Genomic DNA, 23,707 nt, shown 5'->3' on the forward strand with positions numbered 1-23,707 from the left:
GCGCGGCGGCGAGGCCTCACACGCGTGGGCCGCGGGGCCGGTGACGTCGGCTACCGCACAAGGTCCTCCAACGAGGGCAGCAGCGACTCCAGTTCGCTGGGCAGCCCGGTCGGCAGCGTGCTGGGCAGATCCGTCGGCAATGTGCTCGGCAGTGCCGTGGGCAGCTCGGTCGGCAGAGCACTGGGGAAGCCGCTGGGGAAGCCGCTCGGCAGGTCCGAGGGAAGGCTGGGGGACGGCTTGGGGGAGCTCGTGGCGCTGCCCCCGGTCGTCGGCCCGTCGTCCGGCGAGTCGCCGCTTCCCGAGGCCATCAGCACGACGGCGACGACGGCCGCGGCCAGAACCAGCAGTGCGAACACCACGAAGAGCGGGTGCCTGCGTCGCCGGCCGGGGCCGCCGGGATCACCGGTTGCGAAGGGGGCGGTGGGCGGTCCGAAGCCGCCGGGAGGCGGCAGGTCACCCGGCGGTCCGGGCGGTTGCGGTGGTACGGGGGGCGTGGCCATACCGTCCAGCGTGACCGTGCGCCCGTGCGAGGGGCGCCCTCCGCACGCGACTTGATACCGATTCATGTCATGGAGCGCATGATTCCGGCGTATCGCGCGCGGAGGTCGACCAGGCGAGGAAAGTCCGGCGGCACGCGCGTGTGTGGCTGCTCGACGCACACACGCGCGTACGCGGTTCAGCCCCGGGCGCCCAGCAAGTGGTCCATGGCGAGCTGGTCGAGCTGCTCGAAGGCCATGCCGCGGGCGGCGGCCGCCTCGGGGTCGAAGTCCTCGAAGGCGGTGCGGTCGGCGAGCAGGCTCTCCAGGCCGTCGGCGGCGGTGGCCTGGGCCAGCTCGTCGAGGCGCGAGGCACGCAGGGCCTCCTGGACCTCCGGGTCGCCACGGAAGGCGGCCGCGCGCTCCTTGAGGATCAGGTAGTTGCGCATGCAGCCCGCCGCCGACGCCCACACGCCGTCGAGGTCCTCGGTGCGCGGCGGCTTGAAGTCGAAGTGCTTCGGGCCCGCGTAACCGGCGCTCTCCAGCAGGTCGACCAGCCAGAACGCGGAACGCAGGTCGCCGGCGCCGAATCGCAGGTCCTGGTCGTACTTGATGCCGGACTGGCCGTTGAGGTCGATGTGGAAGAGCTTGCCCGCCCACAGCGCCTGCGCGATGCCGTGCGGAAAGTTCAGCCCGGCCATCTGCTCGTGGCCGACCTCCGGGTTGACGCCGTACAACTCCGGACGCTCCAGGCGCTCGATGAACGCCAGGGCGTGGCCGACGGTGGGCAGCAGGATGTCGCCGCGCGGCTCGTTCGGCTTGGGCTCGATGGCGAACTTCAGGTCGTAACCCTGCGCGGTCACGTACTCGCCGAGGAGGTCGAAGGCCTCCTTCATGCGGTCGAGCGCCACACGGACGTCCTTGGCGGCCCCGGACTCCGCACCCTCACGGCCGCCCCAGGCGACGTAGATCTTCGCGCCGAGCTCGGCGGCCAGGTCGATGTTGCGGATCGTCTTGCGCAGGGCGTACCGGCGCACGTCGCGGTCGTTCGCGGTGAACGCGCCGTCCTTGAAGACGGGGTGCGTGAAGAGGTTGGTGGTGGCCATCGGCACGGTCATGCCGGTGGTGTCCAGGGCCTGACGGAAGCGCTTGATGTGCTCCTCGCGCTCACTGTCGGAAGATCCGAACGGGATGAGGTCGTCGTCGTGGAACGTCACGCCGTAGGCGCCCAGGTCGGCCAGGCGCGTCACCGTCTCGACCGGGTCGAGGGCACGCCGCGTGGCGTCGCCGAAGGGGTCCCTTCCCTGCCAGCCGACGGTCCACAGGCCGAAGGTGAACCTGTCGTCGGGGGTGGGCTGGTAGCTCATGCCGGGCTCCTTGCTTGAAGTCTGTCGTGCGGGGGTGGTGGCGAACTATTTCGTCATGGCCGTTTACAAATTAGTATGCGGACGCATCTCTGGGAAGACAGATCCCGCGGAGCCGCGGAAAAACTTGAGGGAGAACCCGATGTCAGCAGCCGAGGGTCCGCTCGTCGTCGGCGTGGACACGTCCACCCAGTCCACGAAGGTCCTGGTCGTCGACGCCGCCACCGGAGCCGTTGTCTCAAGCGGCCAGGCGCCGCACACCGTGTCCTCGGGGGCGGGCCGCGAAAGCGACCCGCGCCAGTGGTGGGACGCCCTGCGCGAGGCGCTGCACCAGTGCGGCGACGCGGCGCGCGAGGCCGCTGCCGTGTCGATCGGCGGCCAGCAGCACGGACTCGTCACGCTGGACGAGCTCGGGGAGCCGGTGCGCCCGGCGCTGCTGTGGAACGACGTCCGTTCGGCTCCGCAGGCCCGCCGCCTGACCGAGGAGCTGGGCGGCGCGAAGTTCTGGGCGGAGCGCACCGGATCCGTGCCGGCGGCCTCCTTCACGGTGACGAAGTGGGCGTGGCTGGCGGAGAACGAGCCGGAGGCGCTGCGTGCGACCCGGTCCGTACGTCTCCCCCACGACTACCTCACCGAGCGCCTGACGGGCGAGGGGACCACCGACCGCGGCGACGCCTCGGGCACCGGCTGGTGGGCTTCGGGGACCGAGGCGTACGACGAGGAGATCCTCGCCCATGTGGGACTCGACCCGGCCCTGCTGCCCCGCGTGGTACGGCCCGGGGAGGTCGCGGGCACCGTGCGCGACAGCCACGACCTGCCGTTCGCCAAGGGAACGCTGGTCGCCGCGGGCACCGGGGACAACGCGGCGGCGGCGCTCGGCCTCGGGCTGCGGCCCGGCACGCCCGTGCTGAGCCTCGGCACCTCGGGCACGGTGTACGCGGTGGCCAAGCGCCGCCCCACCGACCCCACGGGCACCGTGGCGGGCTTCGCCGACGCCCACGGCGACTGGCTGCCCCTGGCCTGCACCCTGAACTGCACCCTCGCCGTAGACCGCGTCGCCGCTCTGTTGGGCCTGGACCGCGAGGCGGTGGAGCCCACCGCGCACCTCACGCTCCTGCCCTACCTGGACGGGGAGCGCACCCCGAACCTGCCGAACGCCTCGGGCGTGCTGCACGGCCTGCGTCACGACACGACCGCCGGCGAGCTGCTCCAGGCCGCCTACGACGGCGCCGTGCACTCCCTGCTCGGCGCGCTCGACCTCGTCCTCGACGAGGACGCGGACCGCTCGGCGCCCCTGCTGCTGATCGGCGGGGGCGCCCGGGGCACGGCCTGGCAGCAGACCGTGCGCCGGCTGTCGGGGCGGCCGGTCCAGGTTCCCGAGGCGAAGGAACTCGTCGCGCTGGGGGCCGCGGCGCAGGCGGCGGGCCTGCTGACCGGCGAGGACCCGGCCGCCGTCGCCCGTCGCTGGAACACCGCCCGGGGTCCGGTCCTCGACGCCGTCGAGCGGGACGAGGCGGCGCTGACGAGAATCGCCGGGGTACTCTCCGACGCGTCCCCGCTGCTGGAGCGGAGCGCACCCGCCCACTGACCGTCGAGGAACCGACCCGGGTCCGACAACCCGGCGACCCGGCGTCCGCAATTCGACCAGCCAGCCCATCGACGAATCGACGACGAATCGACGGAGGCATGACCGCACCGCTGCACGAGGCCCGGCCGGCAGGCCCGGGGCGCGCGACTCCCGACACCCAGCAGGGCATGCGTCGCCGCAACCTGGCCCGGGTGATGCACGCCGTCCGTGCCGAGGGTTCGCTCTCGCGGGCCGCGGTCGCCTCACGGATCGGTCTGACCAGGGCGGCGGTGTCGACCCTCGTCGACGAACTCATACGCACCGGACTCCTCGAGGAACTCGGTCCCGAACGCCCCGGCCGGGTGGGCCGACCCGGTTCGGCGCTCGCGGTCAGCGGGCGCGGTCCCGCGGGCATAGGCGCCGAGATCGGCGTCGACCACCTGGCGGTCTGCGCCGTCGACCTGCGCGGCGAGGTACGGGCGCGGGCCGTGCGACACGGCACGAACCGCGGCCGCTCCCCCGAGCCGGTCGTCGAGGAGCTGACCGACCTGCTGCACCAGGTCGTCACGGCCGCGGAACGCGAGGGGTTGTGGCCTGCCGGGCTTTCCGTCGCCGTCCCGGGCCTCGTGGCCCGGGACGCCCGTACGATCGTGCGCGCGCCGAACCTCGACTGGCAGGACGTCGACCTCGGCGCGCTGCTGCCCGGGGCGTACCCGTTGACCGTGGACAACGAGGCCAATTTCGGCGGCCTGGCCGAGCTCTGGCTCGGCACGGACACACCGAGGGACTTCCTGCACGTGTCGGCCGAGATCGGCATCGGCGCCGCACTCGTCGTGGACGGCGCCCTTCTGCGCGGCACCCGCGGTTTCGCGGGTGAGCTCGGCCATGTACCGGTGCACCCCGACGGGCCGGCATGCGTGTGCGGCGGGCGCGGATGTCTGGAGCAGTACGCCGGCGAGGAGGCGGTGCTGCGCGCTGCCGGGTTGGAACCGGGCGAGGACCGCGTAGGTCTCCTCGCCGGGCGGGCCGCGGACGGCGATCCTGACGTGCGGCGTGCTCTGCGGGAGGCCGGGACGTCGCTGGGAATCGCCCTGACCGGGGCCATCAACCTGCTGGACCCCGATGGCGTCGTGCTCGGCGGCGCCCTGGCCGGCCTCGCGCCCTGGCTTCTCCCGTCGCTCGAGTCCGAGCTCTCCCGGCGCACCGCGGGCCCTGCCCGCCCGGTGTCCGTCTCGCGGCTGGGCCCCGAAGGACCGCTGCTGGGGGCCGCGCACTCGGTGGTGCGGGCGGTGCTGGACGATCCGGCGGCGGTGGCGGAGCGGGCCTGAACGCTGAACGGACCGGGCCCTCACCGACTCCGGCCGACCTGTCTGCCGGTCACGTTCCCCGCCCGAAAGGCCTTGTGAACACCGGATACGCCGGGCACGCCGCACCTGCCGGACCGACCGTGCCTGCCGTGCCTGCCGTGCCTGCCGTCCTGCCCCCTCCTGCCGCTCCGGCCGCTCCCGCTGGGCATGCGGAACTCCTCGTTCGCGTGAGGGAGTTGTCCACAACCACCGGCGCGTCCACTGATTCCGTGCGCTGCCCGCACGGCTGCACGGCATCGGACACCATGGGTTCCGGGCGACGGGTCCGGATCGGACTGGACGGATCGCCTTCGGTGAGGGCCGTCCGGACGGTTGTCGGCCCGCGCACCGGGAGTGACGATGTCTCCAGCCGTATCGCCTTCCAGGAGGAAGAGTTGACCGATCCCTGGGTGGCCCTCGAACCGGGGGCCGACCCTGCCGAGCGGGTACGGATTCTGCGCCGGGCCCATGAGACGTTCACCGAGGCGGGCACCGTGCCGCTGCCGGTGCGGGCCGTCGTGGCCGATTCGTGGCGGCGTTCGGCGCGGGCCGGCGTCGGCCCCGACGGCACCGCGGACGTGGAACTGACCGACGGCGACCTCGGAACGTACCGGTCGGAACATCCGCTGGCGCGGGTGATGCCGCTGTTCCGCGAGCTGATGGGCACGTTCGCCGCGGACGGTGAGCATCTCCTGGCGGTGTGCGACGCGCACGGCAGGCTGCTGTGGGTCGAGGGTCACGCGGTGACACGGCGGCACGCGGGGCGGATGAACTTCGTGCCCGGGGCGCGGTGGTCGGAGAACGCGGTCGGGACGAACGCGCCGGGCACGGCGGTCGCCCTGGACCGGCCGGTGCAGGTGTTCGCGGCCGAGCACTTCAAACGACGGGTGCAGCCGTGGACGTGCGCGGCCGCCCCGGTGCACGACCCTCGAACGGGTCGGGTGCTGGGTGCCGTGGACATCACGGGCGGCAACAGGCTGGCGCATCCGCACAGCCTGGGTTTCGTCCAGGCCGTCGCCCGGGCCGCGGAGGCTCATCTGGCCCTGCTCGCCCCGGAGCGGCCCGGCACCGACACCGGGCGACTGAGCGTGCTGGGCCGGGACGAGGCGCGACTGGTCACCGGCGACCGGGAGTTGCGGCTGAGCCGACGGCACAGCGAGATCCTGCTGCTGCTCGCCCGGCACCCCGAAGGCCTGACCGGCGACGGGCTGCTGTGCGCGCTCTACGAGGACGAGTCGGTGACCCCGGTGACCCTGCGGGCCGAACTCGCCCGGCTGCGCGCCGTGCTCGGCCCCGGTCTGCTGGCCTCGCGCCCCTACCGGCTCACGGTCGCCTGTGAGTCGGACCTGGCCGTCGTCGAGAGACGGCTGGCGGCCGGCGCGGTGACGGCGGCGGTGACGGCGTACGCCGGACCGCCGCTGCCGGGGTCGCAGGCCCCGGCGGTGGTCCGGCTCAGACGCCGCCTCACCGAGGGTCTGCGCGCCGCTCTGATCACCTGCGGCGACCCCGATCTGCAGGCGGACTGGGCACACGCGCCGTGGGGCGAGGAGGACGTCGACGTGTGGCGGGCCCTTACGACGGCCCGTCCGACTGCGGCGACACGGGCGCGCCTCGCATCGCTGGACACGGAGCTGACGGCCCCACCGGGATGGCCGCGCCTCTAGGCCGTGTCCGCAGGCGTCCACCGACGGGCACGCGGGCCGTCGCCCCTCTGCGGTGCGGTGTGGGCTCGGCCTGCACGCCGCTGCCGCACGCAACGTGGTTGCAACGTCCGTGTCCCTAGCTTCGCGCGGAGAGCTGTCCAACGACGGGCAGCGCTGCTGAAGGAGGCAGAGCAGGATGACTCGTTACGCGGCGCCCGGCACCGAAGGCGCGATCGTCTCCTACGAGACGCGTTACGACCACTTCATCGGCGGCGAGTACGTCCCCCCGGCTCTCGGGCGGTACTTCGACAACCCGTCGCCGGTGAACGGGGAGAGCTTCACGGAGGTGGCACGCGGCACGGCGGAGGACGTGGAACGGGCGCTGGACGCGGCGCACGCCGCCGCGCCGGGCTGGGGGCGCACCTCGGCAACCGAGCGCTCCGACATCCTGCTGAAGATCGCCGACAGGATGGAGGCCTACCTGGAGCCCCTCGCCGTCGCGGAGAGCTGGGAGAACGGCAAGCCGGTCCGGGAGACACTCGCGGCGGACATCCCCCTGGCCATCGATCACTTCCGCTACTTCGCCGGTGCGATCCGCGCTCAGGAGGGCTCGCTCAGCGAGGTGGACGACGACACCGTGGCGTATCACTTCCACGAGCCGCTCGGCGTCGTCGCGCAGATCATCCCGTGGAACTTCCCCATCCTGATGGCCACATGGAAGCTCGCGCCCGCCCTCGCCGCGGGCAACGCGGTGGTCATCAAACCCGCCGAGCAGACCCCGGTGTCGCTGCACTACTGGATGAGTCTGGTCGCGGACCTGCTGCCGCCCGGCGTGGTCAACATCGTCAACGGGTTCGGACCGGAGGCGGGCAAACCGCTCGCGTCCAGCCCTCGGGTGGCGAAGGTCGCCTTCACGGGCGAGACGTCCACGGGCCGGCTGATCATGCAGTACGCGGCGGAGCACCTCAAGCCGGTCACCCTGGAACTCGGCGGCAAGTCGCCGAACATCTTCTTCGACGACGTCTGGGAGAAGGACGACGACCTCCGGGACAAGGCCCTCGAGGGGTTCACCATGTTCGCGCTGAACCAGGGCGAAGTCTGCACCTGCCCGTCGCGCGGCCTCATACAGCGCGGCAATTACGGCGACTTCCTCCAGGCGGCGGTCGCCCGCACCGAGCTCATCAAGCCCGGCCACCCGCTCGACACGGAAACGATGATCGGCGCGCAGGCCTCCGGTGATCAGCTGGCGAAGATCCTCTCCTATATCGACATCGGCCGGAACGAGGGCGCCAGAATCCTCACCGGCGGCGAACGCACAGAGTACGACGGGGAGTTGAAGGGCGGTTACTACGTCCAGCCGACGATCTTCGAGGGCGACAACCGGATGCGGATCTTCCAGGAGGAGATCTTCGGCCCGGTCCTCTCGGTTGCCTCGTTCGACGACTTCGACGACGCCATCAAGATCGCCAACGACACGTCGTACGGCCTCGGCGCCGGGGTGTGGACACGGGACATCAACACGGCGTACCGCGCGGGCCGGGCGATCCAGGCGGGGCGCGTGTGGACCAACTGCTACCACGCGTACCCCGCGCACGCCGCCTTCGGCGGCTACAAGCAGTCCGGGATCGGCCGGGAGACCCACAAGATGATGCTGGAGCACTACCAGCAGACGAAGAACCTCCTCGTGTCGTACTCGCCGAAGAAACTGGGCTTCTTCTAGACGTCAAAAAAGGGCGCCTGACCAGGCACTTCACCTGTCAGGCGCCCTTCCCAGCGTGCATCTAAGTCACGGGGTGAAGTGCAGAGTAACTCCCGATATGTCCCACTGCTGTCCCATCTCTGACCAGCTGTTCCGGGGCATTTCCGGGCCAAGGCCCGGCTCACGCGTCCTCTGCGCTGCCGTCCTGCCCCTCCCACCTTCGCATCGACTCCTCGATCAGGCTGTTGGCATGGTTCCGCGCCTCGGCCAGAAACTTGGCGTAGTAGCGGAAGAGAACCTGGATGCTTTGTCCGGCGCGGCGCGCACACTCTGCCGGGTCGACACCGGAGGCAAGCCAGAATGAGATTCCTGCGTGGCGCAGGTCGTAGGGGCGTTTCGCAAGCTCAAGGGCGTGTTCATCGAGAGTCAGTGCGGCCTCACGCGCACGTCCCCATGTGATGCCGTACGCGGAAGGATCGACGTAGTTTCCCGCTGCATTGCGGAACAGACGTCCATCGGGCGCGACACCGAAACTCTCTATGTGCTCGCGCAGCATGCGCACCAGCACAGGCGGGATGGGCACGGGCCTCGTCGCCTTGGCCGCCCGTCGCTTCAGTGAGTGGACCTCGTGAACGGCACCGTCATTCGTCCACTCCTTCCCCGCCATGACCACCCCGCCCTTCAGGTTGAGGAGCCCCCATCCGCTCGCTGGCAGTCGGCACTGAGACTTCTGCAAGTGAATAACCTCAGCAGGACGCATCGCGGCGTAGTACATACACCCGAAAAAGGCGTACAGGTGTGGGCCTCGACCGGGCAGCGCCCTGACCGCAGCAAGCAGGCGGCCCACCTGCGCCGGATTGGGCACGCAGTCCGGATCGACTTCGTCGGCAACTTCCGGCGCAGACCACCGCAAGCCGCTCAGCGGGTTCTGGGTGAAGTACCCACGTTCCACTGCGACTCCGAACACCTCGTTGACGGCAGCTTTCTTGCGCTTCACGGTCTTCGCTGCAGCGGCTGCCCCATCAACCTTGCGGCACAGAGCATCGAGTCCCCGGCGCAGAACATCGGGCTCCGCCAACTCGCCCACGGGCAGCGAATGGCGCTGCAGCCAATCCAGTGCTGCCTGCCACTCCTCGGGTGGATCCTCCCTCCAGGCTTTTTTGTTGAAAGCCCATGAATACAGTGCCCTCCGCAGTTCACGAGGTGCCCGGGACATGTGTTCTGGCTCGACGAAGGCTGGAGTGATGGTCGCGAGAGCATCGGCAAGCGTTCGACGTGTATTTCCCGGCGTACGGTCCCAACGCTGCTCAATGTACTCCTGCGCCAGGACATACCAGGTGGTGCGCTGCTTCAGTGCCCGGAGCTCGGAGGCCGGCAGGCCCGTCCTTGTGTCGAACGGCTCGCCGTCGCGCGCGGCAGTCACGAGTTTGGAACGTCGGCTCTCCGCAAGCCCCTTCGTGAGAAAGGACTCGGATTTCTCCCGCCCATTGACCGTCCATCGAACCTCAAACCCCTTGCGACGGTCGGGCCGCTCACGTGTGTCCCAAAATCGAACTCTGTAACTCATCGCCATTCAGGCGTATCCCTCTCACACGCTTCCCACCACGCGTCTAGATCGACGCGGCGGCAGCGGAGTTCACCATTCGGAAGTTTGATCATTCGGGGCGCTTGACCACGAGCGCGCAAGCGGTAGAACGCTGACGGGCTCATTCGGATTTCCGCCAGGACCTCGGCGAGTTTGAGCGCAGGAGGGCGAGCCATTTTTCCCCTGAAGATTTGAACGAGTCGCCAGACGCTGGGCGGTACAACAGAGCTAACTCAGTTGAGCGTTGGCATGGAAGTTCACCGCATCCGCACAGCTCCACCGCCAAGCGCAGCCGCCGCGAACTCCTCAATGGTCGCGACGATCGCCGGTTTGGCTAACCGGCGATCGTGGTCTATGTTGCGTGCCGCATCGCCAGAGTCCGGTTGCTCCCGCGCTGGCTTCAGCTAGGAAGCCAACCGGTATGAGCGCAGCGCAGGGGTCGCGCCGTCCGTGACGATTACCAGCAGACCCTCATCAGTGAGTCTGTCAAGATTTCGCGCTACGACACGCTCAGGAGCCCTAATGGCCGGGGCCACGTGCCAAGTTGCAGATCCGGGGTGCACTGCTCGGTCGCGGCGATGGCTGCGTTGCAGTAGATCCTCGCCGAACCGTCCGGCCGCAAAGGCGCAAACGCCCAGCCCAGTAGACACGGTGCCGTGGTCACCGGCCGTGGCCGGACCAAGCGCTCAGTGCGCCTAGCGCGAAGAGAACAGGGGAAGGGAAGCGAGCGGAGCAAATAGCGAAATCCGACAGACCAACCTCCTAGCAAGGGACGACGCCAGAAGGAGCCCGGTGTGGGCGGTACTTCTGACCTGGTGTTTTCCGGGACGTTGTACGTTGACATGCTCCCGGCGGAGGTTTCCAGTCCTTTGGAGTTCTTTCTTGTCTGCGGTCGGCGAATGCATGCCGACAGCTGCGTGGAGCCCTTCTGTCACGGGGGGTTGAGGCGCAAGACATGCCGCCGCCTTCGTCATGAAGTCGCTGCCCGTGTCTCGTCGACAAGAGGACCTTCACCGTGCTGCCGAAAACGTCGCGCCACCCTGGAAGACAGGCTGCCGACTGACTGACCGGGGCCGGTGGGTGAGTCCCGCCCATCTTGACCGGTAGCGACCGACTGTCTCGGCGTGTGCTGAACGGCTGGGTAGGGTCGCGGTATCCGAGCTGGAGAGGTAGATGCATGGCCCACGAGATTGTGATCGCGCAGACGACCAGCGACAACGAGGATCAGGCGAAGGCGCTGGCCCGAGGCGCGGTCGAGAGCAAGCTGGCAGCGGGCGTTCACATCGATGCGCCAATCACCGCCTTCTATTGGTGGAAGGGGGAGGTCGAGACGGCGCAAGAGTGGCGGATCTCGTACATGACGACGACGGACCGTCTACCGGCACTGGAGGCGTGGCTGCACGAGAAGCACCCATACGACGTCCCCCAGTGGATCACACTGCCCGTGACCGGCGGTTCGGAGGCGTACCTGTCCTGGGTTGTCGCGGAGACGGCATAGGTCTGCGGAGCGACGGACCGGCCGTACGACCGCGTTCGCGTCCTGGGCTTGTCCGCGTGCCGCGCAGGGACTCAGGATGCGAACTGCTTCAGATGGCGGCTGAGTTCCTGCTCGCTGTCGGGGAGCGACGCTGCGATTGTCGATGCGCGCTCCTTGCCCATCGTGTTGGGCTTGGCCTGTGCCGCGGCGGCGAACTGTCGTGACACGTAGACCCCTTGGTCGACGTCGCCTCCACGCAGCAGGGCCGAAGCGAGATCACCGAGGACCACGACGCCTCCGTCCGGGAGTTCGTCTCCGAGTCGGTCGACTGCGGTGTCTGCTGTAGCGGTGAGTTCGGGACGCCTCAACTGCCCGTATACAGAGAGGGCCAGCGAGTCCATGCGGTACGGGGTCACGAACCGGACCCACGCCTGCTCGTTGGTGTGATCCGCGAAGTCGTAGGCGAAGCGCGCTCGCTCCAACGCCCGGAGCGCCCCCATCTCGTCGCCGGCCGCCGCAGCCTCCTCCGCGTGCCTGCCGAGGACCCAGGCGGCAGCAGTAGCGTTGCCGTGGCCTCGCACATCGCTGGCCGCTTGGGAAAGGAACTCCAACTTCGCCTTCGGCGTCGAGGCGCCGTAGCTGCTGTAGGTCAGGGCCAGGGCTCGGAGCGGAGGGTGCCCGGCGGTCGTCGCGCACTGCGACGTGACCTTGTAGTAGGCGTCGGCTTTGTCGTGCTCACCTAGGTCCCAGGCAACCCAACCGGCCAGGGCAGCGGTTTCTCCGGCGGCGATGGTGAGAGCCCGCTCGTGTTCGCCGGCACGGGGCAGAGCCGCAGTGATCGCGTCAAGATGCGACTCGACCGTGCTTTGTAGCCGCCGGGCGCTGAGATTGAGTTCCTGGACGTGTAGTTCAGCGGCCCGGTCGATGAGCGCGACAGCGGAGGGCGAATCGATCTTGGACCCCTTGCTGAGGGCGAAGGCGAGGCGCCCCCAGGGCTCGGCAGCCGCGCTCACGCCGACAGCGGCGCCACCCAGCAGCGTGCGACGCTTCACGGCGTCCTGGTCCTCCCCTGCATTGGCATGCCCCTTTCTCTTCCGAGCGCGGGCAGCCTTGGCCTCCCGCTGTAGCTCCTCGAAGGGGACACCGCAGGCCGCCGCGATGTGGCCGATTGTGTGATTGGTAGGGATGTTTTCGAAGTTCTCATAGCGGCTGATCTCTCGGCGGGTCATGGTGTCCCGGCCGGAGACAGCGTTGATCGCGTCTGCCTGCTCCTCCTGCGTCCTGCCTGCGTCCTGCCGAAGCCGGAGAAGCAGGTCGGCGAAGGGATCTGGCATGAGTGTGACCTCTGTCGGTGGGCGGAATCCAATCATGGCCCTAATTCCCCCTCCAGCTTTCCCCCTTGACAGATTTTTCCCCCTCTGGATTCCCCTGGTCGACGGCGTCGCCACGCGGTGCGATAGCCCCTATGACCAGGCTCCAAGAGGAGACCCCGCCCGGCGGGGGCATCCGTAGCTTTGCCGCCACAGCATGCGTGTCATGCGCGAGGTCGGTTCACGAAGACCGGCACAGCACATCGGCAAGGGCAGGCATACCGGCGGCATCCCATGGCTGTCAGGCGGCCTTTCTCCCTGATCTCGCGAGAGTTGGGGAGATGCGGCAGACAGCCGGGGCGTTCCTGCGGCGGTGCCGTGTTTCGCAGCCGGTGGTGGGGGTCGTCGTACTGGCCGTCTCGGAGCTGGTCACCAACGCCGTGGTTCACGGAGAGGGAGAAGTCGTGCTCCGGATCACGGTGGCCGTCGACGTGGTGCGCGTCTCGGTCACCGATCACCATCCGGCCCCAGCTGTACTCAAGGAAGCCGGACCCGACGGTGAATCCGGTCGAGGGATCCGGCTTGTCGATGCGATCTCAGACGCCTGGGAGAGCAGCGGCAAAGAGACGTGGTGTGAGTTCCGGTACGCGAGGGCTGCGGGTTGAGCCAGACCTCCAACTGGTTCCCGGCCATGCGGTTGTCGATTCGGGCAGCTCAGTCACCTCCCCTACAAGGGACGCTCCGAGGGGCGTTCGCTTGCCTTCGCCCAGTAGTTCGGTTCGAGCATCTCGCCAGGCCATGCGGGCTGACGGACCGGGCCCTGAGGCCCCATCTGTTCGAAGTACGGTGCCAGGTCGATCACGGGCGTCCCGTCGACGGCGTCGAGATCGGTGACCAGCAGGTCCCTGCCTTCGACCTTGAGCAACCGCGGGTAGCTGACCGCCAGTTGGTTGGGGCGCCGGTGGTTGCGGTGGACGAACGTACCGGTCGCCGGCCAGTTCTGGTTTCCCCTTGGACTGCGTGCGTGGAGCTGGACGTCTTCGGGTCGGGCCAGATGGAAGCGCCAGGTCACGGTCAGGTGGGAGAACTCCTCGATTCCTTGCAGCGTTTCGAGGGGATAGGCATCGTCGAGCCGGATGATCGATTCGACCCCGCCTTGGTAGTCGTCCTGTACGCGGGTGTGGCCGCCGACGACCATTGCGATCGACTTGACCTCGTAGGTCGGCATCAGCGCTCGTTCCTCTCCCTGGGCGTAGCGTGCGCGGCGGCCTCCGGTCGGCGCCGCGAAACCGTTCTGTGGTCAGCCTATGGCGCGCAACATGCCTCGCGCGCGACGGTCCAGTTCGGCGACGTGGAGACCACCGCGCTGCCGGACGGGCGAGATGTCGCTCTGCATGCGGACGATGACGTCGCGGGCTCGCCCGGACTGGATACCGGCCATGGCGTCGAGTGCTTCGTTCCAGGTCGCGCATGCCTCGTCGAGGCGTCCCTGCTGGACTTGGACTGCGCCGAGGTAGCCGAGGGTCACGCTGTGGGTACGGGCGAACTGCTGGCGTCGGCGCGTGGCCACGCTGCGCTTGAAGTGGATCTCCGCGTCGCGAGGCTGGCCCATGTCGCGCAGAGCGCAGGCCGTCTCGTGGGCGAGGGAGGCTTCCTGGAAAAAGCCGACGCGGGCCGGTGCCTCGGTGGCGTCGGCGCGGGCGAGGTCCCGCTCCGCGCGGCTAATGGCCGCGAGGGTGCCGGCCCGGTCGCCATCGGACGCGAGGGCGCGTGCATGGACGATCGCCAGCAGCGCCTTTTCACGATGGCTGGCCTGGCCGTAGCGGTCGCGGGACATCGAGGCGTCGGCCAGGGCCAGCGCCCGGCGTGGATGCCCGAGGTCCACGGCCTGGTGGGCGAGGGCGCGCAGGACATGACCACCGAGCGGTCCGTCTCCCGCTTCCGCCGCGATGCGGGCGGCAATGGTGAGGTAGCGCTGAGCAGTGCGGTGTTCACTGGCGTCGAAGGCCATCCAACCGGCGAGGTAAGTCATCTCCGCCACGGCGGAGTACGTGTCGCGGCGAAGCTGATCTGTACGGAATCGGCCGCCAAGCAGCGGTACCGCACCGTCGAGCAGGTGGCTGGCGAGGGCCTTGCGGCCGGATGCGCCGCCTCGCTGCTGGTCGCGCGCGGAGTAGTAGACCGTGAGGTCGCGGACGTCGTCGACGTCGGCCTGAGTCACCGGGCGCGAGGAGGCCGGTCGGCGGTTCGTCGCTGCAGCGGGGGCGGCTGCCCACCACGAGGTTGTGGGCAGGGCAAGGCCGACCGCGGAGTAGGCGGCGGTGGCCAGCAGCTTGCGTCGGTGCATGTCGAGATCGTCGCTTCCCAGCTCGGCCAGTGCGGTCAGAGGGTCGACGCTCCAGTCGGATCCGGTGTCGGTCGTGCCTGTCGGCGCTTCTTCCAGCCCGAGGTCGGCCAGGGAGAGGCGGCGGCCGAGTCTGCGGGACAGCGTCTCGCGCAGGATATGCGGCGCTCTGCCACTCGGCTTCGTGCCGAGCACCCACATGGAGATGTGCGAGCGGGAGATCGCCTCCAGCTCGCGCACTCCGCACTCCGCGGCCACGCGGGCAACAGCGGCGGCTGCTTGCGGCTGGGACCAGCCTGCTTCGCGCAGGAGTGCGGCGAGGGCGACGTTTCGTTCACGGGCCATGGACTGCCCCTCAGTTCCGAAATGATCTTTGGCGCCTTTGGCGGCCTTCCCGTCCGCGCAGGCATACCCCTCGGACGGGATTCACGGTTCGCTCAACGTAGCTGCCAGGTCACTCACTTCGCACGCCAGCCGTCGGCTCCGACCGACGATCTCGGCTCACTTTGGCTTGATCCGAACAGGAGTTGCGTCATGCGCCTTTCGCTGGACCCTCACCGAGACGGCAGCCAGCCCGTGGGAGAGCGCGGGCGGCGAGCGCCCGTCACTGAGGCGCCGGCGCCGACGCGCGATCACGTGGTGGCCACGTTGGAGACGGTGACGCTGGTGCTGGGCGAGGATTCGCCACTGCCCGACAGCGCTGCCGATGTGGAGGACCTCGTTCGCCTTCTGCGCGGCCACGTTGCCCAGTTGGGCGCACAGACCGCTCCCGGGATTCCCGCCCTGCTGCGCGCGCAGCGGCTCTGCTCCGACAGCGTCCCCGAGGGCTACATGCCGAGCCGGGTGTACCTGGTCAGGCTCGCCGAGGCCACCCAGGAGCTGATGGCACACGTGGAACGCGGCGGTCCCGGGCCGATCAGCGTGCAGGGCGGGCGGCGTTGGCGGAAGCCCACGGTCAACGTGCTGCGCGGGGCCGTCTTCGCCCTCGCCCTGGCCTGCCTGGTCTTCGCCGCTTCGGTGCCGCGGACATGACGGTGACCGGCGCCGTCGTCATCGCTTTGATCCTCGGGCCGACGGCCTGGCTGGTGCTTCGCGGCGAGCGGGCGGCCGGCCCTGCACGAGCCGTCGAGGACCTGCCGCCGCCCGGCAACGGTCCCCCTCACCCCGGTGACCACCGACCTGCCTTCTACCCACCGTTCCCGGCCGCTGCGGCGGCCCCGAAACCACCCCGGACCCGCGGGGCTCACGGAGATCCACACGATGAAACGGCTTCCGCGCATCGAGCAGTACGGCCTGATCGGCGACATGCAGACCAGCGCCCACGTCTGCGATGACGGTTCGATCGACTGGCTGTGCCTGCCCCGCTTCGACTCGTCGGCCCCGTTCGCGGCCCTGCTCGGTTCGGAGAAGCACGGGGCATGGCGCGTAGCCCCCGCCGCCGCCTGCCAGGAGGGCGCCGCGGTGAGCGCCGAGCGGCGCTATGTCGGCGAGTCCCTCGTGTTGGAGACGGTGTGGACGACCTCCTCCGGCAGCGTGACGGTCACCGACTTCATGCCGCCGCGCAACGGAGCGCCGCAGGTGATCCGGATCGTGGAAGGCACGGCCGGTCAGGTCTCCATGGTGTCCGCGCTGCGCGCCCGCCCGGGGTACGGCCGCATCAGTCCGTGGGTCCATGAGGTGGGCGGACGCATGGTGGCCGAGGGCGGCGAGGACGCGCTGTGGCTGGACACGGCCACCGAGCAGCGGGAGAAGGACGGGGCGATCGTGGGTTCCTTCACGGTCGCCGTCGGCGACAGCGTGGCCTTCGTGCTGAGCTGGAGTCCGTCCCACGGCTGCGCGCCCGAGATCCCTGAGCCCGAGGCGGCGCTGGAGGCGACCCTGGCGTTCTGGGAAGACTGGGCGAGCCAGTGCACCTACACCGGGCCCTACCGCGACGCTGTCCTCCGCTCGCTCATCACCTTGAAGGCGATGACGTACGCGCCCAGCGGGGGTATCGTCGCCGCGCCGACCACGTCGCTGCCCGAGGAACTCGGCGGCGAACGGAACTGGGACTACCGCTACACCTGGCTGCGCGACGCCTCCACCACCCTGGCCGCACTGCTCGGGTCCGGCTTCCGCCAGGAGGCCGACTCCTTCCGCCGGTGGCTCCTGCGGGCGGCGGCCGGCGATCCGGAGAACCTGCAGATCATGTACGGCATCACCGGCCAGCGGGACCTGTCGGAGCGGGAGTTGGGATGGCTGCCCGGATACGAGAACTCGTCACCGGTCCGGATCGGCAACGGCGCGGCCGACCAGGTGCAGCTCGACGTCTACGGCTACGTGATCGAGACCCTCTACCTCGCGCACGCGAGCGGCGTCGCACCGTGCGGGGACACCGCGGTCCTCCACCAGCGGCTCGTTGAACACCTGGCCGAGCGGTGGCAGATGCCCGACGAGGGGATCTGGGAAGTCCGCGGAGAGCGGCGGCACTTCGTCCACTCCAAGATCATGACCTGGGTGGCCGTCGACCGCACCATCCGCCTGGTCGAGGCCGGCGCCATGGAAGCCGACCTGTTCGCGCTGATCGAGCTGCGCGAGGCCATCCACCACGACGTGTGCACCCGCGGGTTCGACGCCGAGCGCAACACGTTCACCCAGTCCTACGGATCGCAGGAGGTTGATGCCGCCCTGCTGCTGATCCCCCGGGTGGGCTTCCTACCGCCGGACGACCCGCGCGTGGTCGGAACGGTGGAAGCGGTGCGCCGGGATCTGTCCACCCCCGAGGGCTTCGTGCACCGGTACCGGACCGCCGGGAAGCGCACCGGGATCGACGGCCTGACCGGTAACGAGGGGACCTTCCTCCTCTGCTCGTTCATGATGGTCGACGCGCTCGCCCTGACCGGCCGCCTGGACGAAGCCCACGCCCTGTTCAGCCGACTGCTGGCCCTGCGCACCGACCTCGGCCTGCTCGCCGAGGAGTACGACCCCACCACCGGGCGGCAGCTGGGCAACTTCCCGCAGGCGTACAGCCACATCGGGGTCATCGGATCCGCGCTCCTGCTGCAGCAGTTCGGCGCGGGTGCGCCTGCGGCGGAGGCGGACGTCCTCGTGGCGGCGAGTGCCTGATGAACACGCTCGCCATCACCACACTCGTCCTGCTCACCCTCGCGGCCGTCGTCGCCGTGGCAGCGGTCTGGGTCACCCGTCGCCGCTGGCTCGCGGCACGGCAGCAGGCACTTCTCCTGGCCCGCGAGCAGCAGGCCACCGAGCAGGCTCTGGACCGGCTGGTCCACGAGGTGCTGCCGCAGATCCACAAGGTCGGCGGCCGGGCTGCTCCGCCTGTTCTGTCGCCGGAGCTGACCGGCACCGCGGTCGGCGAGCGGCTGGAGCTCGCGGTCAAGGCCACCGCCGGCCTCGCCCAGGCCATCGTCCGTGACATCCAGTACGCCGCGCACCAGGAGATCGAACAGGTCAAAACGCGCGGAGCGGAGGAGCTGCGCCGTGCGCACACCGACGCGCAAGCGCAGATCGCCCGCGTGCAGGCGAACGCCGTGCGGTCGACCGAGGCCGCGGTGCGCAGCGTGTCTTCGGCGCTGGTGGGAATGGCCGCCCGGACCAGCCGCAGGGTCAGCGAGGGGGTCCGGGCGCACCAGGACGACGCCGCCTTCGAGACGCTGACCGGGATCGACCGCACCGTCCAGCAGACGCTGCTGGTCGCGCAGGGCTGGACGGTCCTGGCCGGCGGCAAGCTGACCCGGCACTGGACCACCACGACCCTGACCGATGTGGTGCGGGCCGCGATGGGCTACGTCGAGGACTACCAGCGCGTGGCACCGCAGGAGCTGCCCCTCGCGGTGAAGACCCGTGTCGTCGGGCCCGTAGTGCACACCCTCGCCCTCCTGCTGGACAACGCGCTGCGGTTCTCCCCGCCGCAGTCCCGCGTCCACGTCTCCTTCGAGCAGGGCCACCACGGGGTCACCGTCATCGTGGACGACAGCGGCCTGCAGATGACGCCGGAGCAGCTCGACGAGGCACGGGACGTCCTCACCGGCCAGCGCACCGACGACATCACGCAGCTCGGCGCCCTGCCCAAAACCGGTTTCCGGGTCGCCGCCGCTCTCGCTCGCGCCTACGGCTTCCGGGTCGACGTCCAGGCCCCCAACGCGCTGCTGGGCACCCGCGCGCTCCTCACCCTGCCCCAGGACCTCCTCACCACCGTGGCCGAGGCCGCACCCGCACCCGCGCTGTCGGCGGACAGCGTCCCGCAAGGCGCGCTCGCCCCCGTCCCGGAGAGCCGCCTGGCACTGGCCCCGCCCGCGCGAGGACCGCAGCCCGTCGCCGTACCGGCACACCCGCCGGCAGAGGAGCGCCTCGATGCGCCGGCCGCTGCCGGGACGACGGCCAGCGGGCTGACGCGGCGCAACCGGCGCGGCACCCCGGCACCTGCTCCAGCCCGCCGCCCGGCCAATGCGGAGCCGGGACGCGCGAGCGTGATCGCCTCCTGGGCCCGCGGCACCCAGGCGGCACGCGCCGAACTTGACGCCGCCCCCTCCCTGACCCCTGACGAGCAAGGACACGAGGCATGAGCGAGAAGAACATCGGCTGGTTCCTGGAGCGCCTGGAGGAGACCGACGGCGTGGAGTACGCCGTGCTCGTCGCGGCCGACGGCATGAGCCCGGACTACACGCCCCGCCTCCCGCAGGAGCAGGCGGAGAAGATCGCCGCCATCACCTCGACGCTGTGGGCGGCGTCACGGGCCTACGACCACGAGACCGGCGGCGGGGGCGTGCGCCAGTTCGTCATGGAGTCGGTCGACCACATCTCCCTGCTCGTCCCGGCCGGGGAGAACACGATGCTCGCCGTCCGCACCAGCAGCCCCAACGTCGACGTCGGCGTGATCAGCGAGGCCGCCCTGCGGCTGGCGGGAAGCGTCGGCGATCATCTGGGCGTCAAGACCCGGGTGACCAGCGGCGTGGAAGCACCGCCGGCATGAGCAGGCCGCGGCAGGATCCCGACCTGGTCAGGCCCTACGTCCGCACGGGCGGACGTACCCGCCCCAGCACGGACGTGCGTCTGGAGAGCGTGGTCTTCGCCGCGACCGGCACACACCCCGGACTTAATGCCGACGGACGCCGCCTGCTGGCTCTGTTCGCCGGCTCCCGCGGCGGCGGTCTGGCCGTCGCCGAGATCGCCTCCGAACTCGCTCTGCCGCCCTCGACCACCCGCATCCTCGTCGCCGACCTCATCGGACTCGGGCTGATGACCCTCGCCCAGGCCCACGACGCCGAACGCCCTCCCGCCTCACTGATCGAAAGGGTCCTTCATGGCCTCCGCGCTCACGCCTGACCGGTTCGTCGCGCCGACGGTGACGGCGACCGCGAAGATCGTGGTCGCCGGAGCCTTCGGCGTGGGCAAGACCACGTTCGTCGGCAGCGTCTCCGAAGTGCCGCCCGTGCACATGGAAGAGACCATCACCCGGGCCAGCGCTCTGGTCGACGACCTGGCCCGCACGCCGGAGAAGTCCACCACCACCGTCGGCGTCGACTTCGGGCGCAAGCACCTCGGCGACGACCTGGTGCTGTACCTGTTCGGCACCCCGGGCCAGGCCCGGTTCCGGTTCCTGTGGGAGGAGCTGATCGTCGGCGCCCTCGGCGCCCTGGTCCTGGTCGACCCCCGCGACCTCGATGCCTCCCACGAGATCCTCACCCTCCTCGAAGAGGCCGAAGTGGCGTACGCGGTCGCGGTCAACCAGTTCGACGGCGCACCCCTCTACCCGCTCGCCGAGATCCACGAGGCGCTCGTCCTGGAGGGAAACACCCCGCTGAGCGTGTGCGACGCCCGCGAGCGGGCGTCGTGCATGCAGGCCCTGATCCAGCTCACCGAATACCTCGCACGTCTGGAGCCCCGACCGTGAGCACCGCGCCCCTTCGCATCTCCCTGTACGAGCCGGACTTCGCCCAAGACCCGCACGCCTTCTACCGGCGTATGCGCGAGCAGTTCGGTCCCCTGGTCCCGGTGGACCTGGCGCCCGGCGTGCCCGCCACGCTGGTCGTCGGCTATGAGGCGGCCCGCCGTATCCTCGGCGACCCGCAGCGCTTCCCTGCCGACCCGCGCCGGTGGCAGACCACCGTCCCGGACGCCTGCCCCATCCGGCCGATGATGGAGTACCGGCCCAACGCGCTGCGCTCCGCCGGCGCCGAGCACGCCCGCTACCGGGCCGCGAACACCGCCGCGTTGCAGGCCGTCGACCAGCACGCGCTGCGCGATCACGTCGAGGAGGTCGCTGCCCAGACCATCAGCGTCTTCGCTGCCGAGGGGAAGGCCGACCTGCTGGCCCAGTACGCCTGGCCGCTCGCCTTCAACACGCTCAGCCACCTGCTCGGCTGCCCCGACGAGGTCGGGCGACGGATCGCGGACGGCATGTCCAAGATCTTCGACGGGGTCAACGCCTCCATCGGCAACCAGATCCTCGCCCAAGCCGTCACCGACCTCGTCTCCCGGCGCCGGGCGCATCCCGGCGACGACGTGACCAGCAGGCTCCTCGTCCACGTCGCGCGGCTGAACGACATGGAGATGGGCCAGCAGCTCATCACCCTCTACGGCGCGGGCATCGAACCGCTGACCAACCTGATCACCAACACCCTCCTGGAGATGCTCACCAACCCGGATTTCTCCGGGGACCTGCACGCCGGCGACGCCTCCGTCCGCGAAGCCCTGGACACGGTGCTGTACCGCGACCCCCCGCTCGCGAACTTCTCCATGAGCTACCCGCCCCGGCCTGCCGACGTCGGCGGCTACCTGCTCCCGGCCGACGAGCCGGTGGTCATCAGCTACGCCGCCTGCAACAACGACCCCGATCTCGGCGGGCGCACGCCGCTGGGCAACCGCGCCCACCTCGCCTGGGGCGCTGGCCCGCACAGCTGCCCGGCCAGCTCTCACGCCTACCTCATCGCCGAGGCCGCCATCCTCCACATCCTCGACGCCCTGCCCGAAATGGACCTCGCCACCCGCCGCGAGGACCTCACCTGGCGCCCCGGCCCCTTCCACCGGTCCCTGGTGACCCTCCCGGTCACCTTCCCCACCAGCTGAAAGAGACCCCGACGTGCCCGAACAGCAGATACTCGTCCTCGACCCCACCGGCAGCGACCCGGACGCCGAACACCAGGCCCTGCGCGAGCGCGGCCCCGCCACCCTCGTGGACATCCTCGGCGTGCGCGCCTGGTCCGTCTCCGACCCGGCTCTCCTGAAGGAACTGCTCACCAGTAAGGACGTCTCCAAGGACGGCCGCGCCCACTGGCCGGCCTTCGCCGAGACCGTCCCCACCTGGCCGCTGGCCCTGTGGGTCGCGGTGGAGAACATGTTCACCGCCTACGGCGCCAACCACAGCCGCCTGCGCCGCATGGTCGCCCCCGCCCTCTCCGCCCGCCGCACCGCCGCCCTCCAGACGGGCATCGAGACCCTGGTCACCGGGCTGCTCGACGACCTCGACGCCCTCCCGGCCGGGGAAAGTTCCGACCTGCGCGAGCACCTCGCCTACCCGCTGCCGATCGCCGTCATCGGACAGCTCATGGGCGTCCCCGCCGACCAGCGCGCCGAGTTCCGCACCGTGGTCGACAACGTCTTCGCCACCCACCTCACCGCCGAGGAACAGGCGGCCAACACCGCCGCCCTCTACGGCCTGCTGGACGCCCTCATCGCCACCAAGCGGACCAGGCCCGACGAGGACACGACCTCGCTGCTGATCGCCACCCGCGACGAGGAAGGCGACGGTTCCGCCCTCAGCGACGCCGAACTGCGCGACACGCTCCTGCTGATGATCAGCGCCGGGTACGAGACCACTGTCAACGTCATCGACCAGGCCCTCACCACCCTGCTGTCCGACCCGGAGCAGCTCGCCCACGTCCGGGACGGACGGTGCACCTGGCAGGACATCGTCGAGGAGACCCTGCGGCACGAGCCCGCGGTCAAGCACCTGCCCCTGCGCTACGCCCTCACCGACATCCCGCTCCCCGACGGGCAGACCATCCGGTCCGGCGACGCCGTCCTCGCCTCCTACGCCGCCGCCAACCGACACCCCGGCCTGCACCAGGACGCCGACCAGTTCGACGCCACCCGGATCAGCAAGGAGCACCTCGCCTTCGGGCACGGCGTCCACTTCTGCCTCGGTGCCCCGCTGGCCCGCCTCGAAGTCGCCACGGCACTGCGCCTGTTCTTCGAGCGCTTCCCCGACGCCCAGCTCGCCACCAAGCGCGAAGACCTGCAGCGCCTACCGAGCCTCATCAGCAACGGACACACCAGCGTCCCCGTCCTGCTGCGCCCCACGACGACCGACTGACCGGCCCTCAACGAGGAATCCTTGCCATGACCGCCCTCGCCCCAACACAGCCCCTCACCCCGTCCGAACAGCGCATCGCCCAGCACGTGATCAAGGGCCTGGACGCTCGCGAGATCGCAGCCGCCACCCAGCTCAAGCCGAACACCGTGCACTCCACGCTGCGCACCGTGCGATGGAAGCTGGCCTGTCCCGAACGCTGCTCCCTCGCCGTCGTCGCCCACCGTCTTCTCGACTCCGGCCAGGTCACCGCCCCGACACCGCCACGCCCCGCTCCGGATCTCAGCCCCGAGCAGATCAGCCTGCTCAAGGCCGCCGCCGAACACACCCTGCCCCGCGACATCGCCCTCGCCGCCGGCCTCGCCCCGGCCGACCTACGCGACGCACTCGACCAACTCCACGCCGCCACAGGAGCACAGGACACCACCGAACTGGTGGTCCTGGCGCACAGCTGGCAGCTGCTACCGGCCGAGCAAGCCGCCCACGCGACGCGAAGCGGGGCAACCCAGTGACCCGCCCCACGACCCCCACGGCCAGCGAGGACCGGTCCGTCCCCGTCTCGTTCACGCAGACGCCGCCGGCCGC

General features: G+C 70.1%; 22 protein-coding genes. 15 read left to right on the forward strand and 7 right to left on the reverse strand.

From position 1 onward, the window contains the following. Positions 1–50 precede the first annotated feature (50 nt). Positions 51–500 carry a hypothetical protein gene (locus tag QA802_RS03740; protein ID WP_334518129.1) on the reverse strand — a complete coding sequence of 150 codons (450 nt, stop codon included), beginning with the start codon at positions 498–500 and terminating at the stop codon, positions 51–53. A gap of 176 nt (positions 501–676) precedes the next feature. Beyond that, positions 677–1,843: a xylose isomerase gene (gene xylA / locus QA802_RS03745; protein WP_334518131.1), complete on the reverse strand. Its 1,167-nt coding sequence runs from the start codon at positions 1,841–1,843 to the stop codon at positions 677–679. A gap of 139 nt (positions 1,844–1,982) precedes the next feature. Here xylA and xylB point away from each other — a divergent pair, with 139 nt between their 5' ends. The 4 genes from xylB to exaC all read left to right on the forward strand — a co-directional run bounded on the left by xylB (position 1,983) and on the right by exaC (position 8,116). Further along, on the forward strand, positions 1,983–3,428 hold the full coding sequence (gene xylB / locus QA802_RS03750) for a xylulokinase (protein WP_334518133.1): 1,446 nt from the start codon (positions 1,983–1,985) through the stop codon (positions 3,426–3,428). Positions 3,429–3,526: 98 nt separating this feature from the next. Continuing rightward, positions 3,527–4,735: an ROK family protein gene (locus QA802_RS03755; protein ID WP_334518135.1), complete on the forward strand. Its 1,209-nt coding sequence runs from the start codon at positions 3,527–3,529 to the stop codon at positions 4,733–4,735. A 413-nt stretch (positions 4,736–5,148) separates the two neighbouring features. Continuing rightward, on the forward strand, positions 5,149–6,417 hold the full coding sequence (locus tag QA802_RS03760; protein WP_334518137.1) for a GAF domain-containing protein: 1,269 nt from the start codon (positions 5,149–5,151) through the stop codon (positions 6,415–6,417). Between the two features lie 175 nt (positions 6,418–6,592). Next, positions 6,593–8,116 (forward strand): acetaldehyde dehydrogenase ExaC, encoded by a 1,524-nt coding sequence (gene exaC, locus QA802_RS03765; RefSeq protein WP_334518139.1) that lies wholly within the window; start codon positions 6,593–6,595, stop codon positions 8,114–8,116. 160 nt (positions 8,117–8,276) lie between these two features. On the opposite strand, the gene QA802_RS03770 is transcribed toward exaC, so the two are convergent. After that, complete coding sequence (locus tag QA802_RS03770) at positions 8,277–9,668, reverse strand: tyrosine-type recombinase/integrase (protein WP_334518141.1); 1,392 nt, start codon at positions 9,666–9,668, stop codon at positions 8,277–8,279. Further along, positions 9,659–9,856 carry a helix-turn-helix transcriptional regulator gene (locus QA802_RS03775; protein WP_093896588.1) on the reverse strand — a complete coding sequence of 66 codons (198 nt, stop codon included), beginning with the start codon at positions 9,854–9,856 and terminating at the stop codon, positions 9,659–9,661. Before QA802_RS03775 ends, QA802_RS03770 begins: the two co-directional genes overlap by 10 nt. Positions 9,857–10,857: 1,001 nt before the next feature. Between QA802_RS03775 and cutA the strand changes: the two genes are divergently transcribed. Then, positions 10,858–11,178, forward strand: a complete 321-nt coding sequence (cutA, locus tag QA802_RS03780; protein ID WP_329009081.1) for a divalent-cation tolerance protein CutA — start codon at positions 10,858–10,860, stop codon at positions 11,176–11,178. Positions 11,179–11,249: 71 nt separating this feature from the next. On the opposite strand, the gene QA802_RS03785 is transcribed toward cutA, so the two are convergent. Then, a complete protein-coding gene (locus QA802_RS03785) occupies positions 11,250–12,491 on the reverse strand; it encodes a helix-turn-helix transcriptional regulator (RefSeq protein ID WP_329407154.1) in 1,242 nt (413 codons plus the stop codon). A 254-nt stretch (positions 12,492–12,745) separates the two neighbouring features. Here QA802_RS03785 and QA802_RS03790 point away from each other — a divergent pair, with 254 nt between their 5' ends. After that, entirely contained in the window at positions 12,746–13,132 is a 387-nt protein-coding gene (locus QA802_RS03790; RefSeq protein WP_329019488.1) for an ATP-binding protein, read from the forward strand. Positions 13,133–13,194: 62 nt separating this feature from the next. On the opposite strand, the gene QA802_RS03795 is transcribed toward QA802_RS03790, so the two are convergent. Next, the gene (locus QA802_RS03795; RefSeq protein WP_329009085.1) at positions 13,195–13,695 is read right to left on the reverse strand and encodes an SAM-dependent methyltransferase; all 501 of its coding nucleotides are present in this window, start codon (positions 13,693–13,695) and stop codon (positions 13,195–13,197) included. Between the two features lie 72 nt (positions 13,696–13,767). Next, entirely contained in the window at positions 13,768–15,156 is a 1,389-nt protein-coding gene (locus QA802_RS03800; RefSeq protein WP_329407156.1) for an NsdA family TPR-like regulatory protein, read from the reverse strand. A gap of 294 nt (positions 15,157–15,450) precedes the next feature. Between QA802_RS03800 and QA802_RS03805 the strand changes: the two genes are divergently transcribed. The 9 genes from QA802_RS03805 to QA802_RS03845 all read left to right on the forward strand — a co-directional run bounded on the left by QA802_RS03805 (position 15,451) and on the right by QA802_RS03845 (position 23,634). Continuing rightward, positions 15,451–15,843, forward strand: a complete 393-nt coding sequence (locus QA802_RS03805) for a DUF6415 family natural product biosynthesis protein (RefSeq protein WP_329407157.1) — start codon at positions 15,451–15,453, stop codon at positions 15,841–15,843. 228 nt (positions 15,844–16,071) lie between these two features. Beyond that, complete coding sequence (locus tag QA802_RS03810; RefSeq protein ID WP_329407159.1) at positions 16,072–17,916, forward strand: glycoside hydrolase family 15 protein; 1,845 nt, start codon at positions 16,072–16,074, stop codon at positions 17,914–17,916. Continuing rightward, entirely contained in the window at positions 17,916–19,376 is a 1,461-nt protein-coding gene (locus QA802_RS03815; RefSeq protein WP_329407161.1) for a sensor histidine kinase, read from the forward strand. Before QA802_RS03810 ends, QA802_RS03815 begins: the two co-directional genes overlap by 1 nt. After that, the gene (locus QA802_RS03820) at positions 19,373–19,783 is read left to right on the forward strand and encodes a roadblock/LC7 domain-containing protein (protein WP_319648311.1); all 411 of its coding nucleotides are present in this window, start codon (positions 19,373–19,375) and stop codon (positions 19,781–19,783) included. Before QA802_RS03815 ends, QA802_RS03820 begins: the two co-directional genes overlap by 4 nt. Next, a complete protein-coding gene (locus QA802_RS03825) occupies positions 19,780–20,136 on the forward strand; it encodes a DUF742 domain-containing protein (RefSeq protein WP_329407165.1) in 357 nt (118 codons plus the stop codon). Before QA802_RS03820 ends, QA802_RS03825 begins: the two co-directional genes overlap by 4 nt. After that, the gene (locus QA802_RS03830; protein ID WP_329407167.1) at positions 20,114–20,704 is read left to right on the forward strand and encodes a GTP-binding protein; all 591 of its coding nucleotides are present in this window, start codon (positions 20,114–20,116) and stop codon (positions 20,702–20,704) included. Before QA802_RS03825 ends, QA802_RS03830 begins: the two co-directional genes overlap by 23 nt. Further along, positions 20,701–21,879 (forward strand): cytochrome P450, encoded by a 1,179-nt coding sequence (locus tag QA802_RS03835; RefSeq protein WP_329407169.1) that lies wholly within the window; start codon positions 20,701–20,703, stop codon positions 21,877–21,879. The genes QA802_RS03830 and QA802_RS03835 overlap by 4 nt, the downstream gene beginning before the upstream one ends. A gap of 13 nt (positions 21,880–21,892) precedes the next feature. After that, on the forward strand, positions 21,893–23,125 hold the full coding sequence (locus QA802_RS03840) for a cytochrome P450 family protein (protein WP_329407171.1): 1,233 nt from the start codon (positions 21,893–21,895) through the stop codon (positions 23,123–23,125). A 26-nt stretch (positions 23,126–23,151) separates the two neighbouring features. Then, entirely contained in the window at positions 23,152–23,634 is a 483-nt protein-coding gene (locus tag QA802_RS03845) for a LuxR C-terminal-related transcriptional regulator (protein WP_329407173.1), read from the forward strand. The last annotated feature ends 73 nt before the right edge of the window (positions 23,635–23,707 follow it).

This window comes from Streptomyces sp. B21-105 (assembly GCF_036898465.1).
Taxonomy (GTDB): domain Bacteria; phylum Actinomycetota; class Actinomycetes; order Streptomycetales; family Streptomycetaceae; genus Streptomyces.

Coding starts and splice junctions, on each gene's coding strand:
- QA802_RS03755 (WP_334518135.1), top strand. CDS start 3,527: ATGACCGCACCGCTGCACGAGGCCCGGCCGGCAGGCCCGGGGCGCGCG.
- QA802_RS03795 (WP_329009085.1), bottom strand. CDS start 13,695: ATGCCGACCTACGAGGTCAAGTCGATCGCAATGGTCGTCGGCGGCCAC.
- QA802_RS03845 (WP_329407173.1), top strand. CDS start 23,152: ATGACCGCCCTCGCCCCAACACAGCCCCTCACCCCGTCCGAACAGCGC.
- QA802_RS03815 (WP_329407161.1), top strand. CDS start 17,916: ATGAACACGCTCGCCATCACCACACTCGTCCTGCTCACCCTCGCGGCC.
- QA802_RS03740 (WP_334518129.1), bottom strand. CDS start 500: ATGGCCACGCCCCCCGTACCACCGCAACCGCCCGGACCGCCGGGTGAC.
- xylB (WP_334518133.1), top strand. CDS start 1,983: ATGTCAGCAGCCGAGGGTCCGCTCGTCGTCGGCGTGGACACGTCCACC.
- cutA (WP_329009081.1), top strand. CDS start 10,858: ATGGCCCACGAGATTGTGATCGCGCAGACGACCAGCGACAACGAGGAT.
- QA802_RS03810 (WP_329407159.1), top strand. CDS start 16,072: ATGAAACGGCTTCCGCGCATCGAGCAGTACGGCCTGATCGGCGACATG.
- QA802_RS03820 (WP_319648311.1), top strand. CDS start 19,373: ATGAGCGAGAAGAACATCGGCTGGTTCCTGGAGCGCCTGGAGGAGACC.
- QA802_RS03830 (WP_329407167.1), top strand. CDS start 20,114: ATGGCCTCCGCGCTCACGCCTGACCGGTTCGTCGCGCCGACGGTGACG.
- QA802_RS03800 (WP_329407156.1), bottom strand. CDS start 15,156: ATGGCCCGTGAACGAAACGTCGCCCTCGCCGCACTCCTGCGCGAAGCA.
- QA802_RS03775 (WP_093896588.1), bottom strand. CDS start 9,856: ATGGCTCGCCCTCCTGCGCTCAAACTCGCCGAGGTCCTGGCGGAAATC.
- exaC (WP_334518139.1), top strand. CDS start 6,593: ATGACTCGTTACGCGGCGCCCGGCACCGAAGGCGCGATCGTCTCCTAC.
- QA802_RS03825 (WP_329407165.1), top strand. CDS start 19,780: ATGAGCAGGCCGCGGCAGGATCCCGACCTGGTCAGGCCCTACGTCCGC.
- QA802_RS03770 (WP_334518141.1), bottom strand. CDS start 9,668: ATGGCGATGAGTTACAGAGTTCGATTTTGGGACACACGTGAGCGGCCC.
- xylA (WP_334518131.1), bottom strand. CDS start 1,843: ATGAGCTACCAGCCCACCCCCGACGACAGGTTCACCTTCGGCCTGTGG.
- QA802_RS03785 (WP_329407154.1), bottom strand. CDS start 12,491: ATGCCAGATCCCTTCGCCGACCTGCTTCTCCGGCTTCGGCAGGACGCA.